This window comes from Sphingomonas sp. HMP9 (genome assembly GCF_013374115.1).
GTDB lineage: Bacteria > Pseudomonadota > Alphaproteobacteria > Sphingomonadales > Sphingomonadaceae > Sphingomonas.
Map to the genome: position 1 here is coordinate 2960446 of NZ_AP022673.1, position 12733 is coordinate 2973178.

General features: G+C 59.5%; 11 protein-coding genes. 6 read left to right on the forward strand and 5 right to left on the reverse strand.

The window, feature by feature from the left end; all coding sequences use genetic code 11:
- Nucleotides 1-114: 114 nt before the first annotated feature.
- The 4 genes from HMP09_RS13335 (at nt 115) to HMP09_RS13350 (ending at nt 5497) form a co-directional block, all read left to right on the forward strand.
- Nucleotides 115-1032, forward strand: coding sequence for a glycosyltransferase family 2 protein (locus HMP09_RS13335; protein ID WP_176500757.1), 918 nt, complete (start codon nt 115-117; stop codon nt 1030-1032).
- Between the two features lie 1069 nt (nt 1033-2101).
- Nucleotides 2102-3196 carry an acyltransferase family protein gene (locus HMP09_RS13340; RefSeq protein ID WP_232090266.1) on the forward strand — a complete coding sequence of 365 codons (1095 nt, stop codon included), beginning with the start codon at nt 2102-2104 and terminating at the stop codon, nt 3194-3196.
- Between the two features lie 240 nt (nt 3197-3436).
- A complete protein-coding gene (locus tag HMP09_RS13345; protein WP_232090274.1) occupies nt 3437-4351 on the forward strand; it encodes a glycoside hydrolase family 5 protein in 915 nt (304 codons plus the stop codon).
- A gap of 99 nt (nt 4352-4450) precedes the next feature.
- Nucleotides 4451-5497 (forward strand): glycosyltransferase, encoded by a 1047-nt coding sequence (locus HMP09_RS13350; RefSeq protein WP_176500760.1) that lies wholly within the window; start codon nt 4451-4453, stop codon nt 5495-5497.
- Between the two features lie 293 nt (nt 5498-5790).
- Here HMP09_RS13350 and HMP09_RS13355 read toward each other — a convergent pair whose 3' ends face one another.
- Nucleotides 5791-7071 carry a nucleotide sugar dehydrogenase gene (locus HMP09_RS13355; protein ID WP_176500761.1) on the reverse strand — a complete coding sequence of 427 codons (1281 nt, stop codon included), beginning with the start codon at nt 7069-7071 and terminating at the stop codon, nt 5791-5793.
- Nucleotides 7068-8066 (reverse strand): GDP-mannose 4,6-dehydratase, encoded by a 999-nt coding sequence (locus HMP09_RS13360; RefSeq protein ID WP_176500762.1) that lies wholly within the window; start codon nt 8064-8066, stop codon nt 7068-7070. The genes HMP09_RS13355 and HMP09_RS13360 overlap by 4 nt, the downstream gene beginning before the upstream one ends.
- A 363-nt stretch (nt 8067-8429) precedes the next feature.
- On the opposite strand from HMP09_RS13360, the gene istA reads away from it, so the two are divergent.
- Nucleotides 8430-9956 (forward strand): IS21 family transposase, encoded by a 1527-nt coding sequence (gene istA / locus HMP09_RS13365; protein ID WP_176495470.1) that lies wholly within the window; start codon nt 8430-8432, stop codon nt 9954-9956.
- Between the two features lie 13 nt (nt 9957-9969).
- On the forward strand, nt 9970-10710 hold the full coding sequence (istB, locus tag HMP09_RS13370) for an IS21-like element helper ATPase IstB (RefSeq protein WP_176495471.1): 741 nt from the start codon (nt 9970-9972) through the stop codon (nt 10708-10710).
- 74 nt (nt 10711-10784) lie between these two features.
- On the opposite strand, the gene HMP09_RS13375 is transcribed toward istB, so the two are convergent.
- From HMP09_RS13375 to HMP09_RS13385, 3 genes are all read right to left on the reverse strand, one after another.
- Entirely contained in the window at nt 10785-11057 is a 273-nt protein-coding gene (locus tag HMP09_RS13375) for a hypothetical protein (protein ID WP_176500763.1), read from the reverse strand.
- Nucleotides 11058-11065: 8 nt separating this feature from the next.
- Nucleotides 11066-11461: a response regulator gene (locus HMP09_RS13380; protein ID WP_176500764.1), complete on the reverse strand. Its 396-nt coding sequence runs from the start codon at nt 11459-11461 to the stop codon at nt 11066-11068.
- A 128-nt stretch (nt 11462-11589) separates the two neighbouring features.
- Nucleotides 11590-12720: a sensor histidine kinase gene (locus HMP09_RS13385; RefSeq protein WP_197942433.1), complete on the reverse strand. Its 1131-nt coding sequence runs from the start codon at nt 12718-12720 to the stop codon at nt 11590-11592.
- Between the last annotated feature and the right edge of the window lie 13 nt (nt 12721-12733).

Below are 12733 nucleotides of genomic sequence, written 5' to 3' on the forward strand. Positions count from 1 at the left end.
CGCGTGGCTGATAACACCTGGAGCGCGTTGACCTGCTTTGGGGTTTGAACGGCTGGACGGACGACGATCGTATTCCGCGTCGCAGCGATGCCGTTACAATGGGGGCCAGCGCCAATGCGATCGATTTCCTTCGTTATCTGCACGATCCAAAAGTCCAAGGTCGATCATCGCCTGTCAGAAGTACTGACTAATCTCGTCCAGCAGCAAGACATACGGTTCGAGATCATTCTGGTGTGGGACGGCAGACGGATGGACAGCCCGCCCGTCTATCCGGGCGTAACGGTCATCGCGGTCGATCTAGTTAGCATATCGGAAGCACGCAACATCGGCGGGCTTGCCGCCCGCTACGACACGATCTGCTTTCTGGACGACGACACCTTTCCAATCGATCGCAATTTCTCGATCAAGATCCTCGATGTGATGGAGGCGCAGAAGCTCGACTTCGTCACCTGCAACATCCACTCCGCCGGCGAGGTAATGTCGGGGGGCGCCGTCGCGCGCGATACCGATCTCGACGAGCGGACCGTAATAGTCCACATGTGGGAACCCGGATTGACAGTGCGACGCGACGCCTTCGTCAAGACCCAGTTCGATGCGACACTCGGCATCGCCTGCATCCACGGCTCAAGCGAAGGGTTCGATTTCGGATATCGCCTGCTGCGCAACGGGTTCAAGGGGCGCCGACAGGCGTCGATCTTCATTGATCATCCCCCGCTCGATACCGCCAACGAATATCGCGTCGAACGCGCCTTCTTCTACTCGCTGGGTAACGGCGCCGTGCTACTCCAGCATGGCTATTACGGCACTTATGCATGGCAGATTACAAAAACCCTCGCGCGCCTTCTCGTGTCGCTTCTAAAGGGGGATATGGTCCGCGTGCGCGCATCGTTCGTGCGAAGTCTCTGCATGATGATCGGACCGTTCCTGCCGCGACGGCGCGGGCGGATCATGCCCACCTCGTTCCTCGCGCCCCGGCCTGCCGTCTCCGACGGGCCGCAGGTGCAGGCGGTGCCACTGGAACCGGCCCGGTGATACGCCGCGGTTCCGTCTCCTTGTCGTCGGAAGTAACGTGAATGGCATTAGATAGATCGGAAATGCTCTTGGGAACTCACGTCGAAACAAACGCCCTGTGTGAAGAGACACTCGATCACAAAATTCGGCCAAAACAAGTTGTTCTTGGGCTCGATACTCTTCGGTTCATTACAGCCATGTGGGTGTCCTTATACCATGGCGCCCGGTATCCGATTGATCGCGTCGTTAAGCCAGACTCTCTCGTGAATGATATATTGCTGTTAATCGGCAATACTACATGGAACGGAACGGCTGCAGTGACCGTTTCTTGTCATTTCGGGATTTCTCATTCACGGCGCCAATATTGGTAAATCAAGTGTCGTGCTTCCAGCATTCTGGTTGCGGCGTGGTATTCGTCTAGGCTTACCTCTGGTTGCAACCCTTCTTGTCTCGCACATACTCGGACCGGGGTATATTGGCGCCCTAAGGGCCATAATGTGGATCGATCACCATAGGCTGTATGTGGACGATATGGTTTTTCGGTATACTGTGTGTATTTTGGCTTGCGGCTGAAACATAGCGTGGAACAGGAAAATCTTCTTTAGCAATTCTGGAGCAGTTTGGCATAGCCGGATACAGCCTTTATCTGACACATATGCTTATTATGCAATATATGGAAAGTAATCTAACTGGTTGGAGTCCATTTGTGTATTGGGTGGTGACTTTGCTATCTGTAGCTATATTATGTTGGTGTTTTTACAAGGCCGTCGAGTTTCCTTCGCATCGGCTCGCGAGATGCCTTGGTAGACGAATGCGGCTTGCTGGAGAAGCTTCATTAGGTTGACGAGGTTAGTTATAGGCTGTGTTTTTGGGGGGGCTGCCTTGCTTGCTCGTTTTCGGCACAACATGCTCGCCTTTTTTAAAACAAGCTGAGGGCGGTGGTTCGGTTCGGTGATAAAGGTAAGCATTCCGTTGAGGGGCATACATGAACGACGCTTCAAGGGATTTCCCGCTCGACACGCAAGAAGAGCCGAGGGTCCGGTACGACGCGCTCGACAGCCTGCGCGGCATCGCTGCGCTGGGGGTCGCGTTGCATCACCTTCAGGTCGCTAGCCATATTTACTTTTTCCCTACGACGCGGAACGCCTATCTCTTCGTCGAATTCTTCTTCGTCCTCAGCGGCTTCGTGATCGCCCACGCATATGCTGACCGGCTGAACGGGGGCGCTGCATCGTTGCGTTTCATGATCAAGCGGTTCGGGCGCGTCTGGCCTCTGCACGTCGTCATGCTCTTGTGCTTCATAGCGGCCGAGACCGCGTTGTACCTCGGCAGCCAGTACGCCCATATGCCGCTTCCGCGTCCGCCCTTCAGCGAGGATCGCACTCTACTCGGCATACCGATCAATCTGGTAATGCTGAACGGGTTGATCCCTTATATCGGCGCGGGCTGGAACGCGCCCAGCTGGAGTGTCAGCGTGGAGCTCGCGGCATATCTGCTGTTCGCCCTCTCGGCCATGATACCCGGCCGCTCCGCGCGCATCGTCTTTCACGCCGCGCTGATCGTCGTCGCCTTGTGCATGCTGTGCGTCGTTCACAAGGTGATCGGCATCGAACGCTGCGTTTTCTCGTTCTTCATCGGCACCTTCGTCTGGCGGTTCCGGGCGGCGCGGGTCGGCCGCATCGGCACGGCGGCTGAGCTTGTCGCGGTCGGATGCGCGATCGCGATCCTTTTGCCGAGCATGCCGCGCGTTCAGTTCGTCGTTGCGCCGTTGGTCTTTGCCGGGGTGATCTTCGTGCTGTCACGTCAGGCGGGCAAGGTTTCGGCGGTCCTCAGGGCGCCGTTCGCGCTGCGCCTCGGGCTGACGTCCTATTCGATCTACATGGTGCATTTCTTCATCGCCTTTGCGGTGACCAACGTCATAAAGGTGGGTGGACGGATTGGTCATCAGGCTTGGGTGCTGCCGGGAACCGATCTGGCGTTGATCGGTAACAGTGGCTTGCTAATGGACGCGATCACCATCGCGTATCTTGCGGTCGTCATCCTCGTCGCGAAGTTTACGTATCGGTATATCGAGAGGCCCGGCATCGCTTGGTTCGGTAGACTTGCCGATACCGTCCTGCGCGTGCGGAGTGCAAGCACGCGGGTCGGTAAGCACTGTGAAGTCAAGGTCATCGACGTGGCTTGATCGTGGTGGATGTGTCATGCGACTCCGTGCAAGTTTACGGGTTAGCATGGTTATGGTTGATTGTGTGTACGGGTCGTTTCGCCGCGACATTTGCTCGGGCCGGCATCAAGGCGCTTGCCAGTACGTGGCCGCCCCGGCACAAAGCTTGATATGTCTATGATCTCTCGCCGTTTCATCGTCCAGGGCGGGGCCGCTGCCCTAGTTGCAGCTGTAGGATCCACCGTCATCCCCGCGCGGGTGATGTCAGCAGGCAGCTTCCGCTTGGGCGTAAACCTGGCCGGTGCGGAGTTCGCCATGATTGGCGGAAAATGGCATTGGCCCCTCGAGGACAACCTTCGCTATTATCTTGGGAAGGGCTTCAACGTCTTTCGTGTGCCGTTCAAGTGGAACCGTCTACAACTCGCGGTCGGTGGCTCACTAGAGATCGATGCGTTCGCCGGCCTCGACGCTCTTATTCGAACAGCGACCGGCGCAGGCGCGGTGATTCTACTCGACGCGCATGATTACGGTCGGCGCGGCGATCAGATCATCGCCCAGACCGGCTCAAGCGTTGATGCGGGAGCGTTCGCGGATTTCTGGGGGCTGATGGCGCGCCGCTACAAGGCGAACGGCCGGATCTGGTACAATCTGATGAATGAGCCACACGACGAGGACCCGATGGCCAATCTCGCTGCGCAGAACGCGGCATGCGCTGCCATCCGCGCCGCTGGCGCAACGTCTAAGGTGCTGTTTTCGGGCAGCGCATGGACGGGCGCGCATTCCTGGCTTAAAACAGCTAATGCGAAGGTCATGCTGTTGGCGCGAGACCCCGGCAACAACTACGCATTTGATGCGCATCAATATCTCGACAAAGGCTATGGCGGCGGCACTCCCGTCGCTATCCCCGGCGTGGGTGCGCGTGTCCTCAACGACATTTACGGCTGGGCACGTCAGAACGGCAAGAAAATCTTCCTTGGCGAGTTCGGCACCGGCCCGAGCGCCGCGTCGCTGGCGGAACTCGACGCTCTGCTATCGTTCATGGTTCGGCACAAGGATGTGTTCATCGGCGCGACCTATTTCGCCGGGGGGGGGACCTGGGGCAAAAGCATGAGCTCCACAGACCCGGTCGATGGTATCGAAAAACCGCAGACACTACTCCTGCAGCGCTACCTTTAACGCCAGTCGCGGGGCGCAAACAATCGGCGATCCGAGCCTTGCGCGGTGCCAGCGTCCTTCGTATCGGATGGTCTACTGGAGCAACGTGCGGAGCATTTGATGAACTTCGGGCCGAGCGACGAAACCGATCTGCTGATCTTCCAAAACTATTTTTCGCCCAGCAGACATGCGATTTTCGAGGAACTCGGCAAGGATCGCAAGCTTGTAGTGATGTACCTACAATCCGGGGTCGACGAAGGCCGCAGGTGGGTTGAAGAGACACCGAAGAACTATGTGGCACGGCGAATTCCGACGCGGCAAATTGCAAAGGTGGTCTTGCCGGTCGGGCATCTGGGTCTTCCAAAGAAGGCCGAGGTCGCACTAATGGTGGATAACAATCCCACCAACGTCGCGATGTTACTCCTTGCGCGTACGGTCAAAGGCATCGCCGGCCGAACCTATCTTTGGGTTGAGCATATTCCCGATCCTTCGAAGGGGCAAGGAAAGACGCTGTACCAAACGATGACCTCGCGAGGCTTGTTGCGCTTTAATGATGGCGCCGCCAGTTTCTCCGCTATGAGTGACCGATACCTCGCAAGCTTGGGCTACGAGGGCGTTATCAGACGCATCCCCCAAGTCGTGCCCGCGCCGGAATTGGGTGCTGCCCGTCGGCGGGTGCAGACGTTGCGACGCTTCGGATATCTGGGCAGCGGCGTCGCCCGTAAGAACGTCAGTGCACTTCGTACTGCGGTAGACGCCATACTGCACCCTGACCTTACCCTGTATTTAGCTGGCTATGACCCGGTGGATATTTGGCCGCGTGAAATAGCCTGTGGCTATATTGCAGGCTTGGAGTTGGAGGCGTTCTTCAACGACATCGACGTGCTGGTCCTGCCGTCGATCATCGATCCATGGGGGCTCGTCGTCAACGAAGCTCTCATGCGCGGGCGCCTTGTCATCGTATCGGAGTTTTGCGGAAGTTCGGAAATCGTTGCACAGATCGATCCACGACTGGTCTGCGGTCTGACTTCATTCGAAATTCAGGCGGCGATCGAGTATGCGATCTCCTTGTCGACGTCCGAGGTGGATGACCGCCTTCGCCGCGCCCGTAATGTGATGGAGGGCTTTACCGTCGTGGCCGCTGCGGATGCTTTCCGACGGCTTTAACGCCCAATCACCGGCCGAACTTCTTAATACGTGCCGCCGGCGGACACTAGCGTTGCCACTTAGTACTGACATTGAATTATACGCCACTAGCGGATGAGAAAATTGGCTCAATCGTATGTTCTAGGTTGTCCGGTCTCGAGCGCTAGACCGGCAAGAAAGTCCGAGCTGCGCCGTGTCTTAAGCGCCGGGTGACGTCCTCGATGTAGTCGTACGGGCCGATTATCCCGCGATTTAGTTCGATTTTTCTTGCGACACTGCGGCAACTACAGAAGCATTTCTAGGCGGTTCGTAAATCAAATGCCCCAGTAAACAATGTTATTCGGCAGAGTGTGTTCGGCGAACAGCCCCTTTAGGTCGGCGAGCACGCCGCCGCCGCGAAGGAAACACGTAGCCCCTGTAACACCAGCAGCGCGGTATTCTTCATGCGGGACCGCCAAGAGTACAGCGTCATAGGCTGCTTTTTCCGCGTCAACGACTAGTTCTATCCCATATTCCTGCGCCGCTTCGTGCCGGTCCGCATGCGGATCCGTCACGTCGACCCCGTGGCCCAATAACTTCAAGCGCGCGATCACGTCGGCAACCTTGCTGTTGCGTAGATCGGGCACGTCCTCCTTGAATGTCAGCCCCATCACTAACACGCGAGATTTTGGCACGAGCTGAGCGGAAAGCTGGTCGGCGACCCACCCACCCATCGCGTCGTTGATTGCGCGCCCCGACAGAATCACCGCTGGATCGTGGCCAAGCGCTGCGGCGCAATGCGCGAGATAATAGGGATCTACTCCAATACAGTGACCGCCAACCAGGCCGGGCTGGAATGGTAGAAAGTTCCATTTGGTCCCGGCCGCTTTCAACACGTCCCAGACTGAAATATCCATCAGCGAGAAGATTCGCGTGATCTCGTTCATGAAGGCAATGTTGATGTCGCGTTGTGCGTTCTCGATGACCTTGGCGGCCTCGGCGACCTTGATGGACGCGGCTTGATAGGTTCCCCCAACCGTAACCGCGCCATAGACCGTAGCGAGACGCGCGGTGACCACCGGACTCTCTCCCGCAACGACCTTGGTAATCTTGTCGATGGTGTGCTCGCGGTCGCCGGGATTGATGCGCTCTGGCGAGTAGCCGAGGAAAAAGTCTCGGCCGCGGATCAGACCGGATGCTTGTTCCAGGATTGGACCGCACAGGTCTTCGGTAACGCCTGGATAGACCGTGCTTTCGTAACAGATGATTGGGCGCCGGGCGCCGTCGAGCATGCCACCAACCATCCGTGATGCCCGCTCAATAATTGAAAGATCAGGCCGGTTATCGGCATCGACAGGGGTGGGAACGGTGACAATATAGATGTCAGAAGCTCTGACAGTAGCGGGATCGCTCGTCAGGCGAAGGGTCGTTTTCTCCAGCCGCTCGGACGTTATCTCGTTGGTGCGGTCATGGTGCCGCTGTAGTTCGGCGATCCGGCCGGCATCAATGTCGAGGCCGGTAGTGTCGAACCGTGACGCCAAGGCAATGGCAAGCGGTAAGCCGACATAGCCGAGGCCCACGACGACAATGGATGGCTTGTCGATGGACGCGTTCATACGCCGTGGTAGGTCCGATACCACTCGACAAAGGCCGGAACGCCTCGATCGATCGGTGTGGTCGGCGTAAAGCCCAGATCGCGCTGGATTGCGGTGATGTCCGCGTATGTCTGGCGTACGTCGCCCGGCTGCATCGGCAGGTAAGTCTTCGCGGCCTTACGCCCACAAGCCTGCTCGAGAAGGCCGATCATGCGCCCGAGATGCTCCGAATTGTTATTGCCGATGTTGTAGAGTCGGTGTGGTGCGCGGCTACCACCTGCCTTTTCCTCATTGTCATCGGGCGGCGGATTATCGTGACAGGCAACGATACCCGTGACGATATCGTCGATATAAGTGAAGTCGCGCTCCATCTCCCCCTCTCCGAACACAGGGATTGGCTCGCCGGCGAAGATCGCTTTCGTGAAGATCCACATCGCCATGTCTGGGCGACCCCACGGTCCGTAGACGGTAAAAAAGCGCAAGCCGGTCAGAGGCAGGCGGTAGAGATGGGCGTAGGTTTCACTCATCAGCTCGTCCGCCTTCTTGGTGGCGGCGTAGAGGGACAGTGGATGGTCAACGCGGTCTTCAACCCGGAAGGGCAGGGTAGTGTTGCCACCGTACACCGAGGAGCTCGACGCATAGACCATGTGCGCGACCTTGTGATGCCGAGCTACCTCCAACAGGTTGAGGTGGCCTACTAGGTTCGACTGAACATAGGCGTGTGGATTTTCAATTGAGTAGCGCACGCCCGCCTGCGCCCCGAGGTGAATGATGCGGTCAAAGTCGTGATCAGCGAGCGTGGCGTTGAGTGCTGCCATGTCAGCAAAATCGACACGCAAAAGGGTGAAGCGGTCGCCGAACTTATGCTCGAGCCGTGCGAGGCGATCCTCCTTCAACTGAAGCGAGTAGTAATCGTTGACGATATCGATTCCGATCACCGCATCACCGCGTGCCAGCATGCGCTCCGCGGTATGCATGCCAATGAATCCGGCTACTCCGGTGATAAGCGTTGTCATGACCGATCTCGTTCCCCCCACGCCTAGCCCACCGATCCGATGGGTAGGCCAACTCCACCAAACCTACAGCAGCAAGCATAGCCCTGCACGCTGCAGAACGTCGCTTTTCTTCCAGTGAGCCGATTGAAAGTGGTACATGATACAGACGGCCCGATTAGAGCTATAAGTCCTGCTGATTCCGAGGCAAGCCGCCCCCTCATTCCGAAATAATGCCGCCCCCTGATTCCGAGAAATAGTCGCCCCCGGATTCCGAGATGATGTCGCCCCCTTGCGGGGTGGGTCGGACCGGGATCGCCGGCAGGGTTATCGTCGCTCCTTTGGGTCTGTCCGAAGGAGTGAATGATGCCGGCGGGAAGGGTGAGTATGCGACGTGTCCGCGAGATGATGAGATACCGGTTCGAACAGGAGCTGGGATACAAGGCGATATCGCTGCGCGTGGGTGCGGTGCCCTCGACGGTGCGGGCGACCTTGAAGCGTGTCGCGGATGCGGGACTGAGATGGCCGCTGGACGAGACGCTCGGCGATGCTGCGCTGGAGGCATCACTTTACCGCGATGCGGGCAAGAAGACCGGCCACCGCCGCTGTCCCGAACCCGACTGGGCGCAAGTTCATCGCGAGCTGAAGCGCAAACATGTCACGCTGCAGGTGTTGTGGGACGAGTATATCGCCGAGCATCCGACCGGCTATCGCTACAGCCGATTCTGCGACCTGTATCGCGGCTGGGCGATGAAGCTGCCGGTTACGATGCGGCAGAACCATGCGCCGGGTGACAAGCTGTTCGTCGATTATGCGGGCGACAAGATCGCGGTGGTGATCGACCGACTGACGGGCGAAGTGCGTGACGCGCATATCTTCGTGGCGGTGCTGGGGGCGTCCAGCCTGACCTATGCCGAGGGAAGCTGGACCGAGACGCTGCCCGACTGGCTGGCGGCGCACACGCGCGCGCTCGCAATGTTCGGCGGTGCGCCGGCGCTGTTCGTGCCCGACAATGCGAAGGTCGCGGTGATCAAGGCTTGTCTTTACGATCCGCAGGTCAACCGCAGCTATGCCGAGATGGCGGCGCATTACGACAGCACGGTGCTGCCGACGCGGCCGCGCCGCCCGCGCGATAAGGCAAAGGTAGAAGCTGCCGTGCTGATCGTCGAGCGCTGGCTGTTCGGACGCCTTCGGCGTCGGATCTTCTACAGCCTGGCCGAACTGAACGCCGCGATCGCCGGGTTGCTTGCCGAGCTGAACGATCGGCGCGTGCTGCGCCGGGTTGGGCAGACGCGTCGTCAGTTGTTCGAAGAGATCGACCGGCCCGCGCTGAAGCCGCTGCCAGCCGAGCCCTATGTCTACGCCGAATGGCGGCGCAGGCGCGCGGGACTCGATTATCACGTCGAGATCGAGCGGCATTATTACTCCGTCCCATACCGCTTCGCACGCGAGCCGATCGAAGCGCGGATCACCGCGGCGACCATCGAGCTGTTCCACAAGGGCGAGCGGATCGCCGCGCACATGCGCGGCTCGGGCAATGGCCGCCATACCACGATCCCGGAGCATATGCCCTCGTCGCACCGGCGCTTTGCCGACTGGACCGTGGAGCGGATCGCGCGCGATGCGACCGCGATCGGGCCATGTACGGCATTGCTGTGCGAGAAGATCCTCGTCGAACGGCGCCATCCCGAGCAGGGCTTCCGGGCCTGTATGGGCATCATGCGCATGACGCGCAGCTTCGGTGCCAAGCGGATCGAAGCGGCTTGTTCGCGCGCGCTCGATATCGGTGCGCTCACCTACGGCTCGGTCAGATCGATCCTCGACAAGAACCTCGACCAGATCCCGTCATCGCCTCCGGTTGAGAGCCCGCCGGTCGATCATCCCAACATCCGGGGCTCACGCTATTATCACTGAAAGGAACACGACGATGCTCGCACATCCGACCCTTGATCGGCTGAACGAAATGGGCCTGGCCGGTATGGCCAGGGCGTTTGACGAACTTGCCACCAATGCCGAAGCGGATCGGCTTACCCATCCCGAATGGCTGGCACTCCTCCTCGACCGCGAATGGGGTGTCCGCCACGATCGCAAGCTTGCCGCCAGGCTGCGGTTCGCCAAGCTGCGCCATCAGGCCTCGCCCGAGGACATCGATTATCGCAAACCCCGCGGGCTCGACCGCGCGCTGGTCGTGAAGCTCGTGGTCGGCGACTGGATCGCCGCACACGACAATCTGGTCATCACCGGACCCACCGGGGTCGGTAAGAGCTGGCTTGCCTGCGCGCTTGGTCACAAGGCCTGCCGCGACGATCGCTCGGTGCTCTATCAGCGCGTCCCCAAGCTGTTCACCAGCCTCGCGCTTGCCCGCGGGGATGGTCGTCACGAACGCTTGCTGCGAAAGCTCGGCGGCGTGCAGCTACTCATCCTCGACGACTGGGGCCTGGAGCCGCTCGACGCACTCGCGCGCCACGATCTGCTCGAGATCCTCGAAGAACGCTACGGGCGGCGCTCGACGATCGTTACCAGCCAGCTGCCCATCGCCAGTTGGCATCAGGTGATCGCGGATCCGACCTATGCCGACGCGATCCTCGATCGCCTCGTCCACAACGCCCATCGGCTCGACCTCGATGGCGATAGCATGCGGCGTGCGAAAACCAGCCAGATCGCTTGACGTAAGCACCGAACGAAACAACAACGATCATTGCCGACAAGGCCCCGCTTCCGGGGGGCGACATCATCTCGGAATCAGGGGGCGCGATCATCTCGGAAACGGGGGGCGACTTCGTCGGAATCAGCAGACAGGGCGTCCGCTTCCAGTGCGGCTGCAATCGCCACGCGATGAGCGCGGTGTCCGGTCTGCGTCGAGTTGAAGAGTGCCAACAGCTTTTCCGCCTCCTCGGTCGAGAGGGCGTGCATCCGCAACCTGGTTATCAGCGCTTCCTGTTGAACAATGTGGCACTCACCCTCGGCGATGTGCCGGTCAGCCATCTCCAGGTCCGCTTGTGTGTAGTGGGTCATCCGCGTGCCTACGCAGCGCGCGTGCCGGGTTCAGGCGACACTGCGTTCATCAGCATGGATATTGCAGTGACCACCTGGGCAACCGCGAACGGCTTTTGAAGCATGATGCTGTCCGGAACTCCGTAGGCGCTGTGTTCGTGGGCGCTGTCACCGGACATATATATCACGGGAATGTGGGGGTGGAGCTCGCGAGCGCGGCGCGCGATTGCCCAACCGTCCGGGCCCGAGCCACAGCGAATGTCCGTGAGAACTCCGGCCACGGCCTCTTCCGCCTCGAGCGCGGCGACCGCAGCGTCGCCCGAGGGCGCGACGTGAACGGAAAAACCACCGTCCTCAAGCGCGTCTTGTACGCTGATGGCAATCAGAGCCTCGTCTTCGACGAGCAATAGAAGAATGGGATTCATCGCACCGATCCGCGCGGCAAAAGCAGGGATCGTCCCTATGCGGACGGTCTCTCGGCGCAGGCAGGCCTATACGAGCGATAACTAGCTCGTAACATAATTTAGCACAGGGCCATACCCGCGCGTGTTCATTAGTTCCGATGGGGAAAATCTAGCGAAAGGCTGGTGCCCTTGTCCGACTTCCATTCAGGTACGCCCCGGATCTGTCGTGCCAACCCCTCGATCAGCGCCCTGCCGGTCCCGAAGCCGGGACGGGCTGCCTGGGTTTCTGCCGGCAACCCCTTCCCATTATCGCGAATCTGGACCCGCAGCCGATCGGCGTGCTTGTACGCCTGGACCAAGATGATGTTTTCGGCTCCGCCTCGATCGCCGTCGAATGCGTATTTCAGGCTGTTGGTGGTGAACTCGTTAAGAATGAGCCCGAGTGGAATGGCAGTGTCGCTCTTGATTTCCACGTCCTCAATGCGCGCATCGAGCTGGACGGGGATCTCCTTGTGAAGCTCAAGCAGGCCTTCGAGGAGCAGGGTTACATAGGAGCGGAGAGACACCTGATCGCCGCTCTTCGCCGCATACACCTGCTCGTGCACGAGGCGGAGCGCCTCGATACGGTCGCCGACAATGCCCAACTCCTGGCGCGCATCTTCCGATTGAGCCTGTTTTACCCGCATCCGGACCAGGCTGCTGATCGCGCCTATGTTGTTCTTGATACGGTGCTGCAGCTCATGAAGCAGCGTCTCGTTCGTCTCCGCTGCACGCTGAAGGTCATGCACCTTGTTGAGCCGATCGATCACCGGCCCAAGGATCGTCGCGTAAGTGCGCAGAAAGGCGGTTGTCTCCTCGTCAGGCTCCCATTCCTCGCGGCTGTCCACCTGCAACAGCCCGTATGGCTTCCGGCCAGGAAGGAAGATGGGCACATTCACAATACCGACGACACCGGCTTCCTTCAAAAAGTCGGGGAAGTCGAACCGATCCTCCTTGCGAAGGTCGGGGGTGATGACCGGCTCACCGATTTCAACCGCATAGGTTTCCGACGAACGCTCACCCATGGGCAGGCGGACCTGTCCGACGACGCCGGGTTGCCAGCCGACACCCGCCCGGACGAACAGGGTCTGATCTTCTTCCTCGATCTCTATGACCTTGGCGAGTTCGGTGCCGAGCGCTTCCCCTACCAACCGGCACGCTTCGGTCAGCACACCATTCAGATCCTCACACTCCAGCGAGAAATCTCCGAAGTCAGCCAGAATCCGCTGCTGCCGCCTCATGCTCTCTGAATCA

Coding starts and splice junctions, on each gene's coding strand:
- istB (WP_176495471.1), top strand. CDS start 9,970: ATGCTCGCACATCCGACCCTTGATCGGCTGAACGAAATGGGCCTGGCC.
- HMP09_RS13335 (WP_176500757.1), top strand. CDS start 115: ATGCGATCGATTTCCTTCGTTATCTGCACGATCCAAAAGTCCAAGGTC.
- HMP09_RS13375 (WP_176500763.1), bottom strand. CDS start 11,057: ATGACCCACTACACACAAGCGGACCTGGAGATGGCTGACCGGCACATC.
- HMP09_RS13360 (WP_176500762.1), bottom strand. CDS start 8,066: ATGACAACGCTTATCACCGGAGTAGCCGGATTCATTGGCATGCATACC.
- istA (WP_176495470.1), top strand. CDS start 8,430: ATGCGACGTGTCCGCGAGATGATGAGATACCGGTTCGAACAGGAGCTG.
- HMP09_RS13355 (WP_176500761.1), bottom strand. CDS start 7,071: ATGAACGCGTCCATCGACAAGCCATCCATTGTCGTCGTGGGCCTCGGC.
- HMP09_RS13380 (WP_176500764.1), bottom strand. CDS start 11,461: ATGAATCCCATTCTTCTATTGCTCGTCGAAGACGAGGCTCTGATTGCC.
- HMP09_RS13385 (WP_197942433.1), bottom strand. CDS start 12,720: ATGAGGCGGCAGCAGCGGATTCTGGCTGACTTCGGAGATTTCTCGCTG.
- HMP09_RS13345 (WP_232090274.1), top strand. CDS start 3,437: ATGTCAGCAGGCAGCTTCCGCTTGGGCGTAAACCTGGCCGGTGCGGAG.
- HMP09_RS13350 (WP_176500760.1), top strand. CDS start 4,451: ATGAACTTCGGGCCGAGCGACGAAACCGATCTGCTGATCTTCCAAAAC.